This window comes from Bacteroides fragilis (genome assembly GCF_019583405.1).
Taxonomy (GTDB): domain Bacteria; phylum Bacteroidota; class Bacteroidia; order Bacteroidales; family Bacteroidaceae; genus Bacteroides; species Bacteroides fragilis_B.
In genome coordinates, this window is sequence record NZ_SZUU01000002.1 from 408,686 (window position 1) to 432,145 (window position 23,460).

Annotated in this window: 15 protein-coding genes; 3 read left to right on the forward strand and 12 right to left on the reverse strand. The window is 42.9% G+C overall.

The window, feature by feature from the left end; genetic code table 11:
• The first annotated feature begins 1 nt into the window (after position 1).
• The 3 genes from FDF36_RS06025 to FDF36_RS06035 are packed head-to-tail and all read left to right on the forward strand — an operon-like array spanning position 2 to position 2,930.
• Positions 2-1,384, forward strand: coding sequence for an MBOAT family O-acyltransferase (locus FDF36_RS06025; RefSeq protein WP_220390712.1), 1,383 nt, complete (start codon positions 2-4; stop codon positions 1,382-1,384).
• Between the two features lie 18 nt (positions 1,385-1,402).
• Complete coding sequence (locus FDF36_RS06030; protein ID WP_220390713.1) at positions 1,403-2,494, forward strand: hypothetical protein; 1,092 nt, start codon at positions 1,403-1,405, stop codon at positions 2,492-2,494.
• Positions 2,495-2,537: 43 nt separating this feature from the next.
• Positions 2,538-2,930 (forward strand): hypothetical protein, encoded by a 393-nt coding sequence (locus FDF36_RS06035; RefSeq protein WP_220390714.1) that lies wholly within the window; start codon positions 2,538-2,540, stop codon positions 2,928-2,930.
• A 741-nt stretch (positions 2,931-3,671) separates the two neighbouring features.
• Here FDF36_RS06035 and FDF36_RS21160 read toward each other — a convergent pair.
• From FDF36_RS21160 to FDF36_RS21170, 12 genes are all read right to left on the reverse strand, one after another.
• Positions 3,672-5,468, reverse strand: a complete 1,797-nt coding sequence (locus tag FDF36_RS21160; protein ID WP_259281376.1) for an eCIS core domain-containing protein — start codon at positions 5,466-5,468, stop codon at positions 3,672-3,674.
• Positions 5,469-5,653: 185 nt separating this feature from the next.
• Positions 5,654-5,947, reverse strand: a complete 294-nt coding sequence (locus FDF36_RS06045) for a hypothetical protein (RefSeq protein ID WP_220390715.1) — start codon at positions 5,945-5,947, stop codon at positions 5,654-5,656.
• Between the two features lie 143 nt (positions 5,948-6,090).
• Positions 6,091-6,558, reverse strand: a complete 468-nt coding sequence (locus FDF36_RS06050; protein WP_220390716.1) for a DUF6808 domain-containing protein — start codon at positions 6,556-6,558, stop codon at positions 6,091-6,093.
• Positions 6,555-7,049: an N-acetylmuramoyl-L-alanine amidase gene (locus tag FDF36_RS06055; protein WP_220390717.1), complete on the reverse strand. Its 495-nt coding sequence runs from the start codon at positions 7,047-7,049 to the stop codon at positions 6,555-6,557. Before FDF36_RS06055 ends, FDF36_RS06050 begins: the two co-directional genes overlap by 4 nt.
• Positions 7,046-7,498 carry a phage holin family protein gene (locus tag FDF36_RS06060; protein WP_022012070.1) on the reverse strand — a complete coding sequence of 151 codons (453 nt, stop codon included), beginning with the start codon at positions 7,496-7,498 and terminating at the stop codon, positions 7,046-7,048. The genes FDF36_RS06055 and FDF36_RS06060 overlap by 4 nt, the downstream gene beginning before the upstream one ends.
• Before the next feature lie 28 nt (positions 7,499-7,526).
• Positions 7,527-13,124: a leucine-rich repeat protein gene (locus FDF36_RS06065; RefSeq protein WP_220390718.1), complete on the reverse strand. Its 5,598-nt coding sequence runs from the start codon at positions 13,122-13,124 to the stop codon at positions 7,527-7,529.
• Between the two features lie 3 nt (positions 13,125-13,127).
• The gene (locus tag FDF36_RS06070) at positions 13,128-13,346 is read right to left on the reverse strand and encodes a hypothetical protein (RefSeq protein ID WP_032544098.1); all 219 of its coding nucleotides are present in this window, start codon (positions 13,344-13,346) and stop codon (positions 13,128-13,130) included.
• Positions 13,347-13,350: 4 nt separating this feature from the next.
• Positions 13,351-13,605 (reverse strand): hypothetical protein, encoded by a 255-nt coding sequence (locus tag FDF36_RS06075; protein WP_220390719.1) that lies wholly within the window; start codon positions 13,603-13,605, stop codon positions 13,351-13,353.
• Between the two features lie 2 nt (positions 13,606-13,607).
• On the reverse strand, positions 13,608-13,892 hold the full coding sequence (locus FDF36_RS06080) for a hypothetical protein (RefSeq protein ID WP_220390720.1): 285 nt from the start codon (positions 13,890-13,892) through the stop codon (positions 13,608-13,610).
• Between the two features lie 20 nt (positions 13,893-13,912).
• Positions 13,913-18,121, reverse strand: a complete 4,209-nt coding sequence (locus FDF36_RS21165) for an autotransporter outer membrane beta-barrel domain-containing protein (protein ID WP_259281377.1) — start codon at positions 18,119-18,121, stop codon at positions 13,913-13,915.
• Positions 18,122-18,203: 82 nt separating this feature from the next.
• The gene (locus FDF36_RS06090; RefSeq protein ID WP_044300066.1) at positions 18,204-18,620 is read right to left on the reverse strand and encodes a hypothetical protein; all 417 of its coding nucleotides are present in this window, start codon (positions 18,618-18,620) and stop codon (positions 18,204-18,206) included.
• Between the two features lie 283 nt (positions 18,621-18,903).
• Positions 18,904-23,382 (reverse strand): coiled-coil domain-containing protein, encoded by a 4,479-nt coding sequence (locus FDF36_RS21170; protein WP_259281378.1) that lies wholly within the window; start codon positions 23,380-23,382, stop codon positions 18,904-18,906.
• Positions 23,383-23,460: the final 78 nt, after the last annotated feature.

Genomic DNA, 23,460 nt, shown 5'->3' on the forward strand with positions numbered 1-23,460 from the left:
CATGCAGTTTCTCTCCTTTAGTTTCCTGGCTCTGATTACTCTCTGTTTCTTTCTCTACTATGCAGTCAAAGGACGTGCCCGCAACTTCATAATACTGGCAGCCAGTTGCATCTTCATCGGATGGTATTATCTGCCATTCCTGTTGACGGCAGTAGTGGTGGCACTGTTCACCTTCTTCTGGGCACAATGGATGGAAAACAGGGCGAAATCCGGGAAAAAGACCAAAGTAATCTATATCGCAGGAATCATCGGTCTGATAGGCGGATGGCTCCTACTCCATGGCACAGTGATAGATAACATCATCTTTCCACTTGGAATGTCATTCTACACATTCCAGGCCATCGGTTATCTGACAGATGTGTACTGGCAGGAGCAACGTGCCGAAAAAAACTGGGTAGATTTCCTGATCTATATGCTTTTCTTCATGAAATTCCTCTCCGGCCCCATCGAACGGGGTGGAGACTTGTTGCCACAACTGAAAGATCCTCGCCCGTTCATCTACTCGAACGCAGTGACCGGACTGAAATATATTTTGCTGGGACTGATAAAGAAACTGCTTATAGCCAATCAGATAGCCCCGCAGACGGATATCATGTTTCATTCGATCCATGACCTTTCGGGTGTCCAACTACTGATGACCTGCCTGCTCTATCCTATCGAACTATATGCCGATTTCTCCGGCTATACGGACATCGCCATCGGAGGAGCCTACCTGTTCGGCATCAAGCTATCGCCAAACTTCAACCGTCCGTTTGCCGCACGTTCCACCGCCGATTTCTGGCGCCGTTGGCACATGTCACTCTCTTTTTGGGTACGCGATTATCTCTATGTGCCGTTAACCGCCGGTACCCGTAACTGGGGACAGTGGGGAGTCTACTTCAGCCTTATCATCACCTTTCTGGCATTGGGATTATGGCATGGCTCCGGATTAACCTTCGCCATATACGGACTGATTCAGGGCATATTGATCTGCTGGGAAATGAAAACCTCTGCTTTTCGCAATAAGTTGCCCCAATATATCGGAAAATATGCATCCGACAGCCTGTTGATAATCCGTACCTATCTGTTGTTTGCGCTCTCACTTATTTTCTTCCGTGTACAATCATTGAGCGATGCCTGGTATTTTTTACGGAACATCTCGTTCGAAGTACATTCTTCCTGGAAGGAAATGAACATCGGCATACGCGACCACAATTGCATTGTAGCAGGTTCGGCCCTGTTACTGGTATTGATCTATGAATATTATGCATCTAAATATAACCTGATGGAAACACTCGAACGCCAGCCCGCATGGCTACGGTGGAGTGTTTACTATCTGCTGGTATTCGCCCTGCTGATGTTAGGTAAGTTCGATACGGAAACTTTTATCTATTTACAATTTTAACCGAAACCAATTACACCTATGCTACATTCACCGAAAATCTCTCCCAAAACACGTTTCTGCCTGAAACTCCTGTTATTGGCATTACCGCTTTTCCCGATAGTGGCCATCTATTTCATTTTCGACCCTTATATGGTGCTGCACTCCTACAAACGATTCGATAACTCTCCCGTGCTGCTCAACGAAGCGCATGTGGGATGGCAGAATTATCTACAGAATCGTGATTCGATAGCCTATAACTCGTTTATACTCGGCAACTCCTGTACCATGGCATTCCTGACAGGAGAATGGGAAAAGTATTTGGATAAGGACGATCATGCCGTGCGCTTTTATGACAACTGGGAAAGCCTGGGCGGTGTGCGCCAGAAGCTTCAAGCACTCGATTCCGTAGGTGCCCCTCTGAAAAATGTATTAGTCGTTTTGGATAAAAAAGCACTGGACAGAAGTAAGCCCCTGTCGGGCAACGACCATCTGTTTTTGGCTGAGGCAGCCGGTATCAGCCAGTTGGGATTCCATCTGAGATTCTTGCAGGAATTCCTCTATCCTGACAAAACGATTCCTTACATAGGCTACCTGATCGGACATAAGTATGCTCCTTATATGAAAGGGGTCATAAATCCGGGAGATCCCATTCGGGAACCTTACACGAACAACTTTATCAATCCCAGAGAAAAAGAGATCGGACAGGATGGCGAATTGTACTGGACCCATCATGAAAAAGAATTCAAAAAACGAACGGATGCAGGCAAAGAAGAACTGCCGGCTGTGTCTGTCAGCCAGATTCAAGTACTTCGTGCCATTAAAAAAATTTGTGATAAGCATCATACAAACCTGAAATTCATCATCGGCCCGGATTATTTTCAGAAAAAAACGAACCGGGAAGACATCAAAAGAATGAAGGAGATACTGGGTGCTTCTGCCGTATGGGATTTCACGGGAACTAATGAATATACAGCCGATATACATCATTACTATGATCCCGGTCATTATCGTCCTCTGCTGGGGGCACGCCTGCTGAAAGTTATTTACCAAGATTCGACACCTGCCGGCAATGAAGACAACCCCATAGCAACATCAAACACCCCCAAAACGTCTTTTACACAAAACAGATAAATATATCAGAGAAAATAATTATATAACATCAAAAACTTAATTTATGAAAAAGATTTTATTATTAGTATCCATCTGCATTTCATGTTCATCTTGCTGTACACTATTCAGCAGTTCCAAACAAGACATCACCTTTACGGGAATGAATGGAACTAAAATCTACGAGGCATCGAGCAAACAGAAAATAGCGGAAATCAAAGAAGACAACAGTGTCACCGTACAGATCAAAAAGAAAAGAGAAGACAAACAGCTATTGGCCAAAAAGGAAGGCTACCAAACCACTCCCTTTGTCCTGGAATCTACTTTCAACAATGCCTGCCTATGGAATATTTTATTCTGGCCCGGCTTCTTAGTCGACCTGGGCACACAAAAGATGAACAAATGGGACAACACGATTATCAACATCGAAATGGAGAAAGAGAATACAGAAAACAAATAAGCCACTCTCACGACAGTGATATGATATAACTCAGGTTAGCATCCTGACTCCCTCTCAAAGCAATAATTTCGTATGGCACTCTTCTCCTTTCACGGAGGAAGCCACAATACGAAACACGACCTGCATGGGAGGCATAATTCATGACAGAGCTACACTAAATCCCACAGAATCTTTGATCTTTTTGTTTTAAACTCTTAAGAGAATAAATCTTCTCTTTGAGACTAATGCAACTCTGTCGTGAATACGAATCTCACCCTCTCTATAGTCGTTTCAATTCCCGGTATAACTTCTGAATGGGAAGCCCCATTACATTGAAGTAACTAATCATACAATATACCTATTTAATTATCAAGTAATTAACATCACAAAACAATATTCAATAAAACATTTGTAAAACAAATAACTATTTTAAAGCAAACTTATAATCTTCCATGCTTTTAGTTTGGAACAAAGATAAAGTTTCTAATCTGGTTAATCAAATCTTAGACTTGATTGTTATCCCACCCCACTAACAAAACAGACCATGAAAAAGATCGTATTATATAAGATTGATATATCAACCAGCCTACTTTCTTGATGGCTAATTTCCCACCAAGTGAGTACGGTTATAGCCAAATACCTCTTGGTTAGAAGTTTACATTCTCATCAGTTTAAAATAATGTCTATATCAACATACAAATTCGGAAGTCCCCTCAAGTAAAAAATAGATGTGAACAGATACAACCATATCAACAAAGGGGATTATGGTAAATATTGTCCATAGTCAATACCTGCTGGATTTAGATTTAGTGCGTTAAACTGTATAGGTTGAATTATTCTCAAAATTATAGCGGCTTGTTGTGGATCCTGTTCTATTAACACTCTGAATTTCTGAGGATGTGAAAGATATTCCAAGCTCATAGACATAACTTCTGTAGATCCACCCAGATAATATTTGGAAGTATATTTACCGGTAGCTGGATAATCACCAGAGTAACGCTGTTCTTCAAAAGATTGAGGATAAATATATTTTGCAATTCCATTCCCATTATTTCTTAAGTGCAATAATGCATCCATATCTAACATTGGGCTTCCCGGTCCTAATGCTCTATCTGAATTTTCTATATGGTGTCCTACCTCATGAACAATTGTTTCTGTGTCTGTATCCTGTGCCACATGAACACCAGTATTATTATATTCTGCCCTAAATCCCCAAGGTCTATATGCAGTCTGCTTATTCCGTAAATGTACATTAATTGCAGGTCTATTGATATTACTTAACAACATTATATGCACTGCTTGTTTTATGAAGCTATCTGCTTTTGCTACTTTCATGTTAAATCTGTTGTTTATTATCTCAGATCGATCTCTTGTAGCAATATTACCGTCATCAATCTGTATTATAGTATTTTGAAGATTCCCGCCGTTGTGCCACTGACCTGCAGGAATGGGAGCTACAGGAGGATTCTGATTCATATTATTTTGTATATTTCCATTATAAAGATCTTGTACGAAAGGCATACCTTGCAAAATCAGAGTAAATCCAGCTTTATGAATAAGAGGAACTGTAAGAGGTTGATTTATTCCTACTGGAGGATTCGGAAGATTCTGCAATTTATATCCTATGCAATGCTTCAAGGCTAATAAAATAGCAAGTAACGGCGAAGATAACGCTGCTGCCACAAAAGCCAATGGTATACCCATAACGCACCATAAAGTTTCAAGCCAAAATCCTTGAATTGGTTCTTCGTCTGTATCATTCTCATTAATTTCCAAATTAGATAAATTAGAAATATCCACTTCATTTTTTTCCAACTCATCTATTAATATTTTTTCTATATAGACTTCTGTACTCGCATCTCTTGAATTCAATATGTTTTCAAAATCAGCAATAAATGATAAAATAGTTGGGGCTTCCGGGACTCCCGCTTTCAATCCTTTATTGGCAATATCTTTTATCATTAGCAATATTACTTCTAACTTTGTAGACTCCTTAGGAGTATTTTCCTCAGAATGATAATTATCCTTTTTTTGTATACATCTTTGGCTAACACCACCATTTTCTTTTTCGTTCGAATATCTTGACTTGATCATCTGATGATTAGAATACAAAATATTCCCCATTACATCTGCCTCTCTCTCCAACCCTTCATTGTCATTCACATTTATTCCTTGCAATTGTACAGTAGGCTGTACACGTCCCTGTTTTTGCTGCACCACATGCCAAGCCTCATGAGGAAGATGGCTTTCTTGTCCGGGCGCTACATGAATATCCGTCCCTTGTGCATAAGCCAATGCACTTAGCTGTGCTGGTTTATCAGAATTATAATGCACCCTTACATCATCCATACTGTAACCAGATAGATTCTCAATGCCTAATTTTAAGTTGTCGGGGAGGCCAGTATTATTCGGCTTCTTTTGAATTGAATCAATAAGTTTTGTTTGATTAACAGCTTGAGGTCTATTATCCACAAATCCTTTCAACTGCCTACTTCCTACCTCACTATTAGTAATCGCCCTACTCAACTGATTCCTTTGTTCTCTACCATATTCTGCCATACCCCATAGATTTAAAGTGATGGATAAAGATAGGAAAATAATGAATAAGATATATTATAAAGAGGGATGTTACAGAACATGTCCTGAATGTGTAAGGCTCCGAACCTTTCGATCCAGAGCCTTACACATTCTGTTAAATAACAATGTTAGCTTCTACGTGCTCATCTACTTGCTTTCAACCGACTCTATCTAAAATTATTTTTTACTCTCCAAGCGAGTTCCCTAAAAGAATCTATCCCCTCTAAAGCACTTAAAATGCAACAAAACTCTTCAGACAATAAAGAAATATTATCTGAGTCATTTAAAGATTTTATTTGTTCATACAATTCCTGTATCCTACTCCTTACATAAACCGTTTCAGTACGCCCTCTCATCTCTACTTGGTATGTTTTAGTTATAGGAATTCCTCTTCTCTCGATTTTTGAAAGAGTTTCTTCAATTTGTTCAACTAAGATATCTTTTTTAGATTTTATTCTCATAAAATATCAATTAAATGTTTTAAGTTATTTAACGGCGCAAATATATAATTCAAATTTGAATCAACCAACTTTTCATTTAATAATCATTGTAAGAAGAAATCAACTACTCAATAAAAAAACTGCAAATGAAAAGAAAATATCATTTACCACTCCCACAAATTACAACTCACCCCAACTCCGATATAGGGACTTGCCTTATTCCCAGAAAAACCGTATCCTGCCTGCACACCCAGCCCGAACCGCTTGCGTCTCCTGTTAATCGAAGTAACCGTTACGATCTGAGATTTAATATACGTCTCAATGAAATCAAGATTAGGATGGAAACCACTAATTACAGCCCGGTATTCATTTGTTTTGTATTCCTTCTTCTCGATGGGAAGTACAACAGGAACAGAATCTACTTCCAACGAATCACCTACAAAAATAGGTAAATAGAAAGTATCCATTCGCACAACCTCAACCCGATACGGTTTTGGAACTGTATCACGAACCGTATCAATCACGGTCACCGTATCTCTGACTACTTCACCCGATACATGTTCCACCCTTGCCGGACGGAACACGATAAACAGGATAAGAACAATTATGATAATGTAAGGCAAATATTTCATGGACGTATGATTACAGGTTTCATAAAATTAGAGAACTCCTTCCGCACATCAAAGCATGGGCAAACCTTGATATACTCAAACGGTTCTACCTCACCGTCATCATTCAGGTCAGGCGATGTATCCCGGTGTCCGAGCACTTCGATGATAGGATACTCTTTACAAAGCTTTGCAACCAGGTTACGAAGTGATACTTTCTGCCAGTCAGTCCGGGTATCAGCTGGTTTCCCGTTGGCATCCAGACCACCAATATAACAAATACCAATGCTGTGTTTGTTATACGAAAAATCTGAGAATCCTTTCATGTTACAATGTGCTCCGTCAATGGAAAGCGGTCGTCCATTCTCGACAGTCCCGTCAAGGTCTATTACAAAATTGTACCCGATCTGGTTAAAACCTCTCTGTTTATGTATCCGGTCAATGTCTTTTGCACGCAGATCCTGTCCGGCACGTGTGGCCGAACAGTGAATAATGATTGAATCAATTGTTTTCATTTCTGTACCTCCTTTATTTTATTGATTAACTCCAACGCATCTTTCTCCGATGCACATTTGATGATATTAGCTATTACACTGGGAAGCTCCGCAGCATGACTGCGTTTCCGTCTGTTATGTTCTATCAAACTGCGGAACTCGATATAGAGCACACCGGCAGTGATCAGCAAAGTAATGTATGGCAAAACATACCATGCAAACATCAATCCCAGTGTATCAAACATCAATCCAAACAGCATCAAGCGCCAGTAGTCACCGGCCTTGGCCACAGTCTTTCTAAGCCCCTTGCTCTGTATAGGCTCTTTCAGCGCCTTTGCAGTCTGAATACCATCCCACATGTCTATAAGCGTGGACAAAAACATAAGTAACCAGCATAGAAGAGTCACACAAGCATGCCGGTAAAGATTTGAAAAGTCTAACGCAGACACAAAATTCAAAATTTCATTCATCTATCCATTTATTTATAATATTGTTATTTCATATTTCATACAGTTTGGTAGGCATGTATCCGTTATATTCGGATAACGGGAAAATAATAGAAGCATAGCCAGATATTACACTGGATTTATATGCGCTCACAGCTGTATCGGGAACATATATTGCGACTACATTAGATAGCCCTCCATACTCCAGGGTAGTCGGTGGAGTCATGGATTTAAAAATGACCGTCACGGAATTGCATCCGTTAAACATACGCAGCCCTAAAACATCAAGATTCCCCTCAAACACAACGACTCTTAATTTTGTACAGTAGGCGTAAGACTCAGAGGAGGTCTTTATTATATTTACGGGAACACATGAAGCCGCTATCGGGGTATTCTCAAACATTCCATACGACATGGAGTCAACATAACCTTTCAGCTCACCGAAATCACACTCTTCCAACGACACGCAGTTTGAGAAAGGGGGTAAGATAAAGGATGTCGCAATCGAATCATTCCCATATTCAAAAGAGTTGCATCTGAATCTTTTCAGTTTCGGACAATCGGAAAACCCTTTATTAACGTTATAGTGCCTTTTGGGAGGTATGATAAAGTCTTTCATCGTAAACTCCTCAAGCTCGGAACAATTATAAAAAGGCATATAATCACTCCCTCCTCCGGAAGATAAGAATGTACAGGAATCCGGAAGATTCGCTTTCCTGATCTTAGTTCCCGTAAATGCACGTTGGTGGATCTGTTTAAGATTAGGGGGAAAGACAGCTGTTTCCAAATTAGTATTCTCAAAAGCCCCATATCCGATCTCCGTACAATTACTCAGACTCTCAAACCCGACCAAGGAAGTGATATTCTTATAATTTTCATTTTTATCACCTGACAAAAAGTATCTTGGTATCGATGTAATCAAGTCGGCTTCATCCCGGGTTATTCCACCGTCACCGTTGGCATCCCATAGCTCAAAGACTCTTTGAGCAACTATCTTATCGGTAAAACGGATAAAATACTTACCGATCACATTCAACTCCAACCTTTTAAAAGTCCCCCTCAGGGCCTGAATCGAATCCTCGTACGCATTCGCATACACATTCAGAGTACCGTCCAGCACCGGGTATTCATCCTCACCGGCCACACCTTCGCTGTCAAGACCTACATACGAGCCATCCGCCAAAGCGGCCAGCTTATCCAGCATGTCGGAAGTGTTATACGTTTCATCAAAACCGACGGCACGGACACGCTTCAACGAATGTCCGGCGCCTTGTTCCTGCTGTGCGTCCATGATCTGTGTCAGGAGCTTGATAGGCTGCATAAGCGGGCAGTCTGAAATGAAAAAGTCAGTGATTACGGCTGCGCATTCATCTATCAAGACACCACTGTTCTTCATAAGCGGGTAGTTCTTCAACACGAGGTAACGGGACAAGGCGTTAAATTCCACCAGCTCCAATCCGCCGCCTGTCGGAAGACGAAGCTGGGTGATGGAAGTCCCGTCGATGTACACCTCCTTCAGGTGGCTGCAGGCGGTAAGATTCAGCGTACCCGCCAATGTGGATATGCGTGAGAGCACAAGCTTCTGCAAGCTGACACAGTTGGAAAGCGTAAGCGACGAAATGGAAATCACAATGCCGGCAGTCTTATGCCCAAGCCGGATCTCGCGTAGCATCTTACCCTGTACGATCATGGAACCGGTGACGTTCTTGTCGTGCCAGTCCCCGATATCCTGCAGGTAGCTTGCCGCCTGAATGGCGTTCTGCTGGTCACCCGTACCTCCCAATTCGATTTCCATGTGGCAGACCTCACCGGCTTTCGTCCGTGTCCCACGGATGATGCTCGTACCGTTGGCAATGGCAGGGTACATATCCATGGCCGGAGTGATGTCATAACCGATCGAGTTCCCGGCTGCACGTACTACGATGGTATCCGTTCCATTGGCACTGAACAGGCCGAAACTATACTTCGACATCATGTACAGTATCCTCTTTGTTATCCACCGCTGTTCGGCAAGATAGTGATCTCCCAGTGATTGCGTGATAGGATCGGTATCGTTCGTGTACCGCCCGTCATTGTAAGCTATCTTACCGTTTTCGTAGCAATACTTCGCATCTGCGTTATAGGCGTTCTGAGGGAAGTATTCCTGCGCTACATCAAAGTAATACTTCTGGTAGAAAGCGTACAGTTTCTGTAAGTCGTTACCGGACTTCAACCCTCCCAACGTCTGCATGGCTGTCATGGAACTTCGCATAGAAGCAATTTTCTCGTCCGGGAAAGCCAGTTCCATCAGGTTAAAGAAGTTATTTGTCTCACCGTTCCAGATAGCCGCCCCTGTTTCGTCCTTGTCATGTACCTCGACGCTGTATGACTTATCAGGCAATCCGCGGTTGGTGGTGTCGAAACGGGTGTCGGCATCATCCACACGCCAACGCCATCGGCTGGTATCCGTTCCGAAGCTGTAGGGATAGGTATTTTTGGCACGTTCATCGGTACCGGCATTGAACTCGACGTTGTTCATGAAGAACAGACAATCATTGATTTCCCAGTATTGCGGAGCGTCATTTCTGAACTTCGCTATACGGGAATTGATAAACAGTTCATTCAACTGGTCTGCCGTAAATGCGGACAGGTTTCCGGTATCCATGTAACCGGACAGTTGCGTTTTCAAGTTTATGGTACCGTTCCCGATATCGGAAGCTATGAACTGACCGACGGAAGACTCGTAATAGTAAACATTATATTGGTTCACATCCCCGGCTTTCGCTATCCAGAACTCGTAGGGTTCGTTCTTGTAGGCGGAGACCTGTCCGTTCAGTTCGGTCAACGTACCGATGAACGGCTTCAACCGTGGAGAGCACTGGTAGACGCAATTGTATGCCGGGATGAACTTGGATATATTCTCCACATCGCCTTCACCCAAATCGAAACAGTTCTGCCCGTTGTACTGATACGCCTCTTCGTCTTCATTGTAGGCTATCAATCCCCGTGCCGGATTCCAGGGGACACGGAACAGGGTGAGCAGCGGTGAGTTGTCAGAACCTTCAATGCTCAACAGGTCAGGATAAGTATCCGTATCATACCCGAACGTATCGGCATCCCCCTTATCAGGACCGAATGTGTACAGTCCGCGGAAAACGTATAGCGTTTCACCTTCCTCGTTGATCTGTTTTTCAAAACATACAAAAGGAGCTTCCCAAACTGAGACACGCACTTTCCCGTCGGCTTGCATGGCTTCGTTCAGGATGCCAACCTCACGGATAAGGTCGGTATAGGAATTGACCGCACCGATCTTGTGAGACTGCATGCTGGACGCGAAGTTTTTCTTAGCTGTAAATTTTCGCCCGGCAGGAAGATGGGGTGTCATCGCCCACTTCGCCCCGGCAGCGGAAGTTGTACCGTCCGCATAAGTGATGACAGACAGCTTCTTGTCGAGCTGGTAACGGGTGTTCCATATCCAATACTTCATCGATGAAGTACCTTGCCCCTTGGCCGTAACGTTATCGATAGATACGTTCCATTCAGGGTGCTCGTACCAGAGTACTTCCAGCGTGCCTAACCGCTGAGTCTGGTCGGACATGGACGGGATGGTGTTGTCATACACCATCACATTCATCTGGTCTACGGTGTTGGCAAAGTCGATTTCCGAACCGTTGGAGTCAAGGATGTCATTGTAGGCTTTGGCGATCGCCTTGTCGGCACGCTCCACCAGCCAGTTGATGTAGTTTGTAAGTACACCGGCAGAGGTCAGACCGCTGTCATAGATGCGGATACCGTACACGTCCACATCGGCATAGTCCGAGCCGATGGTTATCTTCCCGTCCTGCGCGAAGTAATCGTTGTTCTCATACGTGAACTCCCGGTTCTTAACGCCATTGATATACAGGACGCACAAGTTGAAATCCTGATTCCCGTAAGCGTCCGGAATGATTGTCAATGTGAGCTTGGTACGCTTCTCCTCAAAGGTATGCAAACTCTGTACTTCATCATTGCGATGCACTTGAGAGTGCATGATGATTTCGTCCGCATAGACGTTCAAACCGATAAAGTTGTCACCGTTCGGAACGGACATGGTGATAAGCGGCTCCGTGTAATCAGTGACATTTGAAATCAGATAGTCCACCTCTATTGTCTTGCCTTTACGGGCCGCTTCCTTTTCAAATGGTTTGTAATCCACCGTCAGCAAACCGCCCGCCATGATACGAAGAACCTTGTTGCCGGCGCTGTCCGCTGTCCAGGCATCATTGCCCCAGTTCATGCCTTCCCATGTACAGGGGATAGCCGTACCGGTTATCTCGTTGATGACAGACTGCCGGTTGGACTGCCCGTTGCTTCGGGTCTTCGGATTCATATAGAAAACCGCGCCGGCAACGGCGGAATAACCCAACGAGTTGTCCACCGGAATGACTACCGTACTGCCCAGTTGGCTGTAACCGTCCATCACGGACACCTCGATGTTAAACTCCGAATTGTCCAAAGTGTCGATTTCCATCGGAATGGAAAAAGTATGTTTGGCTTGCGTGGTGATATTGTCTTCATCGGAGGAGTACACCTGTTTACCGTCCTTGTTCACGATAAATTCGGCGGAGGTATTAACTTCGTCACCGTTGTAGATCGAGTAATCAAACAGGGCATTCTCAGTCCAGTTTATCGCCTTGGACGTAACGTTGTTGATGGCAATCATCTTGACCGCTTCACCGGTAACGGCACACATCACATTAAAGGATACGACTTTGGTAGCCACGCTACCATCGACGGTGCTGACGTATGCGGTAACCTTGAAAACACCCGTCTTTCCCGGATGGGGGATGGAATAGTTATAAGCGGTTTCGGTATAGATTTGGGTACCGATATTCTCGTCATACTCACGATTGTACCCGCTGCCAACTACCGTCACGTGCAATACTTTGTTCACATTGCCCCCTATATATAGCGGCAAGGTGATTGCCCCGGTATAGGCGGTCCACCACCGGAAGTTGCTCGCGTTGATAGTCAACGAGGTCAGGGTCACGGTCCATACGAACGCGGGGGTGGTGACTTCGGTCACTTCCCCGGTCACTTTTACCATGACGTTATTAGCACCCGATGTGAGAAACTCGGTCACGTCAACGGAAGTAACACCGGTGGAGTTGATATACATTTGCTTCTGAACAACATAGTCCCCATCACCGTTCTTTACCGAGACCTCACATAAGCCACGCTCGTTGGTGTTTTCGTAAGGGTCCAGTGCCGAGTAACGTTCCTGCGAGATGAACTTAAACTTGATGATACAAGGTTCGTCCTTGCTGGCCGAAAGTGTCTTCCCGTCCATTTCATTGACCACACGCACATACCGCTGTACCACAGCCTGACCGCCGGTCGTGTTAAGCGGACCGCTGACTATCTCACCGTTCGCTTCCGCATACAGGTCAGTGCCCTCGATGAAGATATTGTCGATCTTCCGCGCCATTTCATCTTCCAGCAGACTCAAGGAACGCTTGAATGCGGTGATGGACTGGTTGATCTTCGTGATCTTCTCCTGCAAGTCCTCCTCCCCGGAGGTGTCGTTCACCCCGTCCACCAGTTCGTTGATCTTGCTGACCATCTGGTTCAGTTCCGCCGCCTTCAACGAGTCGCCGGCCGTGAACGTCTTTCTTAATTCGCTTACTGCCATAATCTACCCTAAATAATTAGCGCTGTCCAGTGCGCTGTAATCCAACGTGAATACCGTGATTGTTTCTACCTTTCCGCCCTTGGCCGAGAGTGCGTGCATGATCAGGTTCGTTTCAAGCGTACCAGTGCCCGGTAAGTCGCTTTCGATGCGGCAGATACGGGCGTTGGTAGTGTTACCATGATCATCCGTGGTACGCCTGAGCACAAACTTGATATAACCCATTACCCTATGCGTTTAATTGTTCGATGTCCGCCAAGATCTGTTCAGTTACTGCCTTCTGCTCCTTCCAAGTCAGTGCGTCACTGTTGAAAGAGATACCCATCTCACCGTCTTTCTTCCAGTTCATATAGCAGACCGTCTCTTCGTCACGCACACACATGCCGGACACTTCCTTTTTACCATTCTTTTCCGTAATGGTGTACTTGATTGTTACATCGCCCACCTTGCTGGTGGCGGATGTACTTACATTCTTCACTTCCATAATTATTCCTTTCCTTCAATTAAGTCACATACCTGGCCATATCCGCCGGCTACTAAAAATTCGGCGCATACGTCCTTTACCAATGTTGCCTCTTCGGTGGAGATTTCCACTTCGGACGGGCTTTCGCTAATTCTCTTGCATACCTTATAGGCACTGTACTTCCTGTCATTTCCGACTTTCGATTCCGAGCCCAGCACATACAACGCTTCGGACACCTTGTCAGCAATGATTTCCTTTGTCTCCTGACCCTTGTAATTTTTAAAGGGAACATTAAAATTCACTTTCATAATATTTCTCCTATGTTTAATTATCTATTATCTCCTATGATCGCAAAAACCAAACCGGGGCCGGATTCTCTGTTACCTCCTGTATCAAATATGGACGCGCGAAAACTGTTAGCCGTAAAACTATGAAAGCTAACCAACCTGGCATTATCTCCATACACATTTCCAACGACATAATACCTCGTATGACCCAGATTATGAGTAATTAAAATACTGTTGTTTGAATAAGAAATATTCCATTTACCCCAATACCCGTATTTGTAAACAATCGAATATGCGTTATTCACAGTAGTAAAGCACATACCTTTTAAAACACCGGGTATATCGACGCGCCCACTGACAACAGTCAACGCTATATTGTCATAATTACTACCGGACGCACCCACATAAAGCCCAATATTAGTAGTACTGTTATCATTTATAACCCGATCATTTGTAAACCTTGCAACAGCGCTAATTCCTCCAAGTGTAGCCGGCAGGAGATTGCCTCCTATACCGGAGAATGTCTTATTGATATCATTACGGAAAACAATATAAGCATCGTTATTAAAGCCCTCATTGGTTAATCCGTTACCTTGTATTTTCAATCCGCCAACGGTACCGTCCACGGCTGCCAAATGCTTTGCCGTAATCCAGTCAGAGTTAATCAGGGAGGCCTGTATATACCCGCCATTGATGATCGTAGTGCCCAGCATGGCCTTCTCAACCGCACTCTTATACGCCAAACTTCCTAATGTATTTGACAGGGCATCCACCTTTGATTGCGCTGTGGAAGCGGCACTGTTTATCGCGTCGGTCTTTGCCGTGTCAACATAGCCTGTCGTTGCTTTTCCGTTGATGGTACCTTGCAGGTCAGCGTTGAAGGAGTTGAAGGTGACAGCCCCGGTTATATCCAGGTATTTGGACGCTATCTTTACAGAAGTTCCTTCAAACACCACCTTATCGGCTCTGATTGAGGCGTTGGAAATCAGATTACCGGCCTGATCGGCCGTGATGAAAGTACTGATGTCAGCCTGCTTGACTATCTTTCCGTCAACGACCGCATTGGCGAACAGCGTGGCAAATGTTCCGTTCCCCGTTACCAGACCGGACGTGTTCTTCAACGTGCCGTCAGAGTTGAACCTTCCTGCCACCACAGAGATGCTGTCCCTGTTTTGCTTGATAGCCGTAGCATTTGTCTCACCGGTTGCCTTTGCGGCACTCGCGGTAACACCGGCAGCGTCAGCGGCTTTCTGGGCGACACTTATCAAACGCTTTGCTTCCGTATCGTTCGCTCCGACCGTCAGCAGGATACTGTCGCCAAGGTTTTTTATGTAAGCGGTTGTAGCATTGCTGGCAGGGGTCCAGTGAGAAATTGAAAACGCTGCTCCGACTGCCTTGGCGGTCACGCACCTCAAGGTATCATTTGAATAGTTTACACCGCTACCCGAGTAGGTGGCGTTCACCCATAAATCGCCAATGTCATAAGCTTTCTCGTTCGTCGGTTGGGATACGAATACCCTACGTTTTCCGTCTGCGGTGTCCTGGGCTTTGGCGGCATCTTCCAACGCCTTGACGGTCTGCTGGTCCGTTATACTGTTCCAGCTATACGCCCCGTTCGCATTCTTTTCGAAACGGTAGGCCAGTCCGGAAGCCCGGTTGTAAAATATATCCTGCTCGTGTAGAGCCTTTAAAGCGTCTGTGGTCCATTCTACCGCCGGGATGTTGCTCAAAGTCGGTGCGTACTCAAAGAACCAGATTGTAAACTCTCTGTCCACTTGATCCTTAACGATGTCAAAGTCAGCCTTAAGGTCGGAAAACATATCATCATAGCTCTTGCCGGTAACCTCAGAGATAAACTGACCGAGAAACTTGTTAAGGGTTGGCGACAGGATGGTTACCTCTTTATTACGTAGCGTGTACCCGTTGATACCCTTGTACTGCTTGATCGAAGGCGCATCATCGCCCACAGTGGAGAGGATGATCGCGTTCTGACGTGTCGTGTCGGTTCGATTACCGATCTGCACGATTTCGTCACCGGCAGACGGTTCCATGCTGCCGATGTCACAGTCCGCTTTACTCAAGTCTATGTAATCATCACCGACAGCCGTTACCAGTCTCCAGTAATAGATATTGGAAACATTATGTGACGTACCTTCCTGAACATTGAATGTTCTGCGACATGCCTGATCGCCTGCCACAAACTCTTGCCGGATGGACTTTTCCCCGTCATTTTGCTTAAAGTAACAGCGGTACACGTCAGCAAGTTCCTCTACTTTCGTACATTCCATGCTTGCCGGGGTAAGAATAATTTCACCGCCTACATGACGAAGCTGTTTGATGATAAGTTCTATGAAATAAGCCACTTTTCGAACAAGTAAATCATCCACTTCAAGGTAACTCCGTCCAGTCTTCTGATCATATTTCAATACGTATCCGTTACCCAGATCTCCACTCACGAAATCGGGAGACACGATACTGAAGACATTCTTCAGTTCGTCAAAGACGGCCGTTACCGCACCACTGTCACTGACACTGATGCCATGACCTTTTTTGCCGATAAGGAGACCTTTGAGGAAGGTGATTATTTCTTTCGCAGTGTCGACCTGATCCTTGCGAAGAAACATGGCCAGTAACCGCAAGGCAGAGAATGTATTACTATCCGTTGCGGGTGTAGAATCATTCCTTCTGATAAGATACACACCGTTGCCAACCCCACCGGTATAAGTCTGCCCAGCAAGCGTTACGCTGTCTATCTTTTCTTCCAGTTCTCCGATGCGGGAATAAGCGGCTGTCTCACCTACGATATATTCAGGTGAATCAAAAGGATAGTCAAGGTTGAACTCGAAACCTATGATACGTGATTGTCTTCCGTTCTCAAAGTAGGCCTTGTTGATAAGGTTCACCTTCTGTCCCATGCCGTAAAGGTTATGAATACCATCTTCACGATATGCGTCATCGGACATCATCTTGCAGTTGTAGGTATTCGGGTCTATCTTGGACTTGGTAACGCACTTCTCGGCCTTGGTCTTCAATTCCTGCTCTGCGACAGACACTAATCCAAGCTCTGTTATCTTTGTGCTGTCCCATCCCGATAATACATACTTATCCCCGTTGACAGGGGCGAGTACTCCATCGGGCAAGGGTCTACCGTAGTCCTCGTTACGTACAATCTCCCAAAGCTGTTCATCCTTGCCATCGGGGTCAAAGGTGACAGCGAACATCATACCGTTTAATTTTCCCGATTGGAAGGTAATTTTCAGTTCCTCACCAGGAAGAACATAATCCTTTGAGAAAGTGATACCTGTGTCCTTGAAACGGTAGGCGTTCCATTTCTTTTCGGTAGTCGTTCCATCAGCATTCTCGATGGTTTCGGTGTACTCTTTAGTGGTAATGTCCGACATCGTTCCAACTCTCCGTGGATAGACCTCATCGAAGATAACAATCTGTTCGATGGCTTCCTCGGTAGTCATATTATGGTATGCGTCAATGTAGGGAATACCCTCGGGCAGCATTAATCTTTTCTGAACCACACCATTCACCACCACCGTTTCATCAACGGGGCGGTAATTTGAAGGAATGTTCCTTGTAGAACCGAAAGCATAGATTCTCGTTGCGTAAGTCGATTGTGAATCCGAACGGGACATTTCCTCTACATTTACACCGATCTCCCAATTAACAGGATCACCGAACTCACAACGCCCGAAGTGAATGATATTCTCTGTCACCCAACACTCACAATCCCATTTCTTCGCCATTTCAAAGCAAGCGTCAAGAATGTTGATGTTGTCGTAAGACATCAACTGAGCTTTATTTTCAACCGTGCTGTCAATGGAAAAAACAAAATCCTGTCCTTTGTATGTGTAGCCAAGAGCTTTTAAATTTCTCAGGACTATACCAACTTGAACATCCAGTGGAGCGGTCAGGTTCCAGGACGCTTCCTGTCCGGCTGTCTCTGGGGTGTATTTGAAAATTTTGTTTTTCCATTTCCAGTAATAAGCGTCCAACCGCAACTCATAGTCATAACCTGCGGTATTGGTGTTGAATGTGGAGCTTTGAATGTCGCACACTTCAAACAGTCCGAAGTCACATTCAACGTATGAACCAAGTTTGAAGTATATGGGATTCTCCAAGGAAAACTTCAACGTGATGTAGTCTTCCTTCATAAACATAAACTTCCGCTTGCAACCTTCATCGGGAAGGGTTGCAATAAGGGTGTTGCCGGATATGTCTTTGATGTCTAATCGTTCCATAACACATCAAAGGTCGGAGATAAAAAAAAGAAGCCCTAAAAATTCGGGCTTACTGTTGTGACATCAGAAATAAGGTCACAAATTAAGTTCTATTTGCTGGATTAGGCTCCGAAAATTTACTTGAAATCTTACCAAATGTCCGGTCTATACTTTGCGCATAGGAAACACTTTTACCAAGATAGATTAGATGGTAGACCTCGTTACTATTAGCTGGAATCTTAATATCAATTACACTTCTGTACAATTCCTCGAAGAAAGCTTTTTTCTTTGATTGATAATCAGATTGGGAACTGCCCTCAATAGTAAATGAAAGCGTTATTTCCCGTTCATCCACTTTGGGGTTATTTATTATCACTCGCTTCCCATGTTCCAAACGGGATTTATTCTCGATGAACTCTTTCATAGGAGCAGGCGTTCCGATTACATCAAGAAAACTTTCTCCCATTCTCACACCCCATGTGGCGTATGCGTCTTTATTGTTTATAAGTAAATCTGGCATAAACTGTATTTTTATTGTTATATTTGCACATAATTCAAATTTATATAATATGGAGGAAAAGCATATCTTAAAACTTAATTTTGGAGGAGAAGTAATTGAACATGATTTCAGTTATATGAAGATTCTCGAATTTACTAAACCCAATGTTGTGTTCCATAGGAATAATAAGTCGTATTCATTGGATAAAACAGAAATATTTTTCGAGGATAATGATACAACAATCATAACAAAACTTTCCTTCAAAGAAATCTAAGCAAGGCAGGAAAATTCCTGCCTTCTTCTTTTAGGGAGCTAAGCCTATGGTATTCTTTTTAACTTCTGCTATATCTTTCTGCATTTGTTGAATAGGCTTCACTATAGCTCCAGTATTCTCCGAAATTTGCATCAGTTCAAGATAAGAATTAGCAATTAAATTCCTCGTGTCATCCGCAATATTCCTTACCTCTGTATTCACAGAAAGAATTGTATCAGCCTTTGCCGTCAGCAGATTGAGCGCTTGGGATTGGACTACGCTCTGATTCTTAATTTCCTCATTGGATGCCTGCAAAGCCGTGAAACGTCCGTTTAGTTCTTCTCCAGTATCTTGAGACATGGCCTCAAATCCTCTTTTTGTAGAATCCTGAGAGGAAGATTCGGATGTCCAGCCAAGCAACTCTTTCAATTTATCCCGCTCTTTAACCGCGTCGGTAACAATGTCGTTCCATTGCTCCTGCAACTTTTTATAATTTTCCTCAGAAATACCTGTTTTATTATCGTTAGCAGCAGCAAAAGCATCATACCATTTTTGTAGTTCGGCTTTATACTTATTACCAAGCATAGTAGTAAGCATAGCCTTCTGCATATACCTCTCAAAATTATTAGCAAAGTCTTTTGCCGAACTATCCATATCCATCAAGGTATCGACAAAGTTGTCAAATACGCTATCAAATGAAACTTGGGTAAGCTGTTCTTTTACTTGGTTCTGTATATCCTCTAATTTCTCAGAGCCATTGACAATATCCTGTATGTATTTTACAAAGTCACCGTTTACAGTATTAAGGACAGATACCAGTTTAGGATCGGCAAGCACTTCTTTTAGTTGTTCTGCAGAAAGATTAAGCAATGACTCTGCATTCGTGACAGATTCACCGACAGCACCGGATATCCTATCCCAATCCTTTTTACTAAGTCTTTTTTCTATTCGTTTGCCTAAAGAACTTGATCCAATACTTGAGCCGCTTTGCCTTAATTCATTCAGAAGTTCATAATATCTTTGGGTTTGTTGCTTTATCAGGCTTTCGGCCTCTTTCCCTACTTTATAGGCTTCATCCCCATAGGATATTTTAATATACTCTTTCTTCTTGTCTATTAAAGTGTCCCACACGGAATTGAGTGCTTCATATTGAGACTTCATCTCATTGTATCGGGAATAATCAGCGCCAAACAAACCATCCAAGGCCTTTACAACTGATGAAATACCGGAAACAGCACTCATAGCACCACCTACAATATCACCAGACATTATCTGGCCAACTCCCATGGCTGTTTGGCCAACTCCACCTAACGCATCAGAAATACCAGCTATTTTATTACCAAGATCGTCGTTGCCAAATATTGTACCAAGATCCTGACCAAACTGAGATATAGCAGGAGTAAATTGAACAACAGCACTCCCGATCCCTGCAATCCCTCGAGCAATATTTTCCTGACCTCCTTTCGCTATTTCACCTGCCGCTTCTTTTACTTGCTTTTTGAAAAGCGCAAAAGGACTCTTTGCTCCCAATTCCTCTTTTAAACGACCAATAGCATTTCTTAGTGCCTCTGTTTGCTCGGTTGAAAGTTCTAAATTTTGAAGGGTATTGTCACTTATCCCAAGACCTAAAATATCCTTCTTTGAAACTGTCTTTCCACCGATTTGAGCATTTCCCTGTTCATCCTTAATGGCAGCGAGGTATTGCATCAATAATTCGGCTTTTTCAATAATGGACTGAATCTCGTTCACACTCTTTTGGGAAGCGTCAACAAAAAGCTGTCCCATTAAAGTCGTACTATTCTTTACGGAGTTGTCAAAATCATCAAGTGCATTAGCTTTCTCTTTCATCAAGATAGCTGCATCACCCGCCGTTTCGGCCTCCTTTATGGCCTTATCATATTTCTCAATAATGGCCAGCCTTTTCTGTTGATAGTTGCCAAACTTGATAAGATATTCGTTCCAAGACGCCTCTTGATCGCGTATCTTATCATCAAGTTGCTTTTTGGACGTATTTTCTATAATGGTATCCCAGATAGAGCTAATCTTCCCTGTATCCACCTTAGAAGAATCAAAAGTTTTTTTCTGGTAATTATTATTTTCTTTAGCCTTCAACTCTTCCTGAGCATCAAAAATCTCTTTCTCAGCTTGAATTACAGCCTGGATCATATCTTCTTTTTGTCTTTCCAGTGATTGGATCTCTTTCCGGTTATCCAATTCCCTCTGCATACGCTTCTTCTCAGCTCCTTCAGTCATGGCATCGATCTCAGACTGTGAGATTTCCATTTCCATATCTTCAGCCCGCCTTTTACGCTGGATTGCCTGTTTGCGTTCTATTTCAGAGATTTTATCATTCTGGGAACGAATGCCTTCTTGCTGTTTGCGAAGTTTTTCAGCAGCAGATTCTTGCCTGGAAGAAGTGTCATAAACCTTTAATTCTTTTTCGGCTTCTTTCAGCTTCTTGACATTATCCTTGTAACTCTTTACAACAGCAGCATCTATACCTTTGAAGTTACCAGCATCCATTAATTTCTTTTGAGAGGATGCAATGGAGTTTAAAGCGGCTTCAGCTTCTTTCTTCTGATTAGTCCAATGTTCCTTATTCTTAACAACACTTTTCTTATCATCTTTTTCTTTTTGCTTGTTAGCCTCTATCTGTATCTTTTCAATATCAGCGACCACCTTTTTAGCTGCTTCAAGTTTAGATTTTGCATCTGATAATTGAATTTCATATTGTCCTGAGTATGTACCTCTTTGAGAGTCTGCGGCTATTAAAGCATTTATTTTATCAACCTCTTTTTGAGCTAAGACAACATTTGTTTTAGCCCCAACCATTTCTCTCATATCGGATGCTTTGTTTATTTTCTCCAATAAAGAAAGCTTATCCATTAGTTTTATCTTCTCAATATCCATGTTTTTGAAGACTTCCGGTAGTATATTTTGAAGATTCAAATAAGCATCTGCCTTTTTGTATTGAGTAGAAGTTTCGTCTCTGATTACACTAAGTAATTCATTTATCTTATTTTTTAGATTTTCAGAAGCATTTTTCATTTTCTCCATTGACTCAGCAGCAGAACGAGCCGTCTTTTCAGCATAAGTTGTATGCTCTGCCAATGTATATACAGCAACACCGAGTGAAACAACAGCCATGCCAACTGCTACATAGGGATTCATTGCGAGAACCTTGTTATATGCAGCTTGAGCAACAGTAGCAGATTTAGTTGCTGTAATCTTCGCCCATATAGACTTTACAGAACCTTGTTCAACAATAGTATTTATCAGTAGCCCGGCTCGATAAACACCGTAAATTTCGATAAGAGCCAATACACTCTTACCTATAATGTCGTAATTCTTAACGATAGTATCGACAGCAGATATACTTCCTGAAATCAAACCTTGATTAGCAAGTCCTATTTCAGCCAAAGCCGTTGTTATCGTATCTTCCAAATTAGACATTTGTCCCTCAATAGTCTTTGCAATAGCTTCCGTAGAGCCTTCAACGCCTTTCATTGAGCCAAATTGTTCAACAGCTTTCATTACAGATTCAACCGTTCGGTCACATTCAACTGTCATATCACGGAACGAGAGTTTAACCTTATTCCCTTCTGTTTGAACCCGAACACCAAATTCTTTCCAGCGTTCAGGATTATTTATGTCGAGTATCGCTTCTGTCAGCTGGTCGAATGGTTTAGCTACGGTATTTGTGAAATCTCCCATTCTTTTCATGGCATCCATCGAAGGAGTTACACCACGATTGACAAACTTTATAAAGTCATCCGTCAGCTCATTTAGTTGAAAATTTGTCTTTGCAGCAAAGCTATTTATGTCAGACAGATACGATTTCGCTTTTTCAGAACTACCATTTAAAGCATTGGTTAGCACAGATTCATACTTCTGAAACATTCCAGCAGTTGAAACAACATTTGAAGCAACTTGTTTCAACATAGCAATTCCGCCAATAGTAGCAAGCATCTTCTTAAATGAAACTCCTACACCTTCGTTAACAGTAATAACAGCCTTACTTTCATCCTTGAACAAAGCGTATTCATCCTTTAGAGCTTTGGTAGATAATCTCGCAAGAGCCTGTTGTGATTGTAATTCACCGAGAGCATATTTTTGTTCTCCTAATGCTGCTTTTGCACGGTTTAATTCATCCGATAAAGATTGTCTTTTAGGGTCATACTTTCCTAATTTCTTATATTTCTCAGTAAGCATTGAAACATCATTCTGTGTCTCACGTATGATGTTTTTTTGTTTGATGATTTCTTCGGATAGGGAATTAACTGCTTTTTCACCGTCATAAATACCTTTTTTGAAATCATTTTCCATAGTTGCACCAGCTTTGGCTGCATCAGAAATAAGGATATTCATTTTCTTAGTACTTTCCCCTAATTGAACATTTAACTTTTTAAATGTATCAGGGGATTGAGTTGAATCCATAGAAAGGAGCGTTTGTTTCAACTTTTCTATCTCTGTTCTTAATCTTACGACCTCTTGCCAATCCGAAGCCACACGAAATACGAGCTTTCCCATTTTATTCTAATTTTTAATTATTTACTACTCAAATTTACAGTATATCCAAACCTTATTAGAATTTTCTTTCATTAAATT

Coding starts and splice junctions, on each gene's coding strand:
- FDF36_RS21165 (WP_259281377.1), bottom strand. CDS start 18,121: ATGGAACGATTAGACATCAAAGACATATCCGGCAACACCCTTATTGCA.
- FDF36_RS21160 (WP_259281376.1), bottom strand. CDS start 5,468: ATGGCAGAATATGGTAGAGAACAAAGGAATCAGTTGAGTAGGGCGATT.
- FDF36_RS06045 (WP_220390715.1), bottom strand. CDS start 5,947: ATGAGAATAAAATCTAAAAAAGATATCTTAGTTGAACAAATTGAAGAA.
- FDF36_RS06025 (WP_220390712.1), top strand. CDS start 2: ATGCAGTTTCTCTCCTTTAGTTTCCTGGCTCTGATTACTCTCTGTTTC.
- FDF36_RS06050 (WP_220390716.1), bottom strand. CDS start 6,558: ATGAAATATTTGCCTTACATTATCATAATTGTTCTTATCCTGTTTATC.
- FDF36_RS06075 (WP_220390719.1), bottom strand. CDS start 13,605: ATGGAAGTGAAGAATGTAAGTACATCCGCCACCAGCAAGGTGGGCGAT.
- FDF36_RS06080 (WP_220390720.1), bottom strand. CDS start 13,892: ATGAAAGTGAATTTTAATGTTCCCTTTAAAAATTACAAGGGTCAGGAG.
- FDF36_RS06035 (WP_220390714.1), top strand. CDS start 2,538: ATGAAAAAGATTTTATTATTAGTATCCATCTGCATTTCATGTTCATCT.
- FDF36_RS06070 (WP_032544098.1), bottom strand. CDS start 13,346: ATGGGTTATATCAAGTTTGTGCTCAGGCGTACCACGGATGATCATGGT.
- FDF36_RS06090 (WP_044300066.1), bottom strand. CDS start 18,620: ATGCCAGATTTACTTATAAACAATAAAGACGCATACGCCACATGGGGT.
- FDF36_RS06030 (WP_220390713.1), top strand. CDS start 1,403: ATGCTACATTCACCGAAAATCTCTCCCAAAACACGTTTCTGCCTGAAA.
- FDF36_RS06055 (WP_220390717.1), bottom strand. CDS start 7,049: ATGAAAACAATTGATTCAATCATTATTCACTGTTCGGCCACACGTGCC.
- FDF36_RS21170 (WP_259281378.1), bottom strand. CDS start 23,382: ATGGGAAAGCTCGTATTTCGTGTGGCTTCGGATTGGCAAGAGGTCGTA.
- FDF36_RS06065 (WP_220390718.1), bottom strand. CDS start 13,124: ATGGCAGTAAGCGAATTAAGAAAGACGTTCACGGCCGGCGACTCGTTG.
- FDF36_RS06060 (WP_022012070.1), bottom strand. CDS start 7,498: ATGAATGAAATTTTGAATTTTGTGTCTGCGTTAGACTTTTCAAATCTT.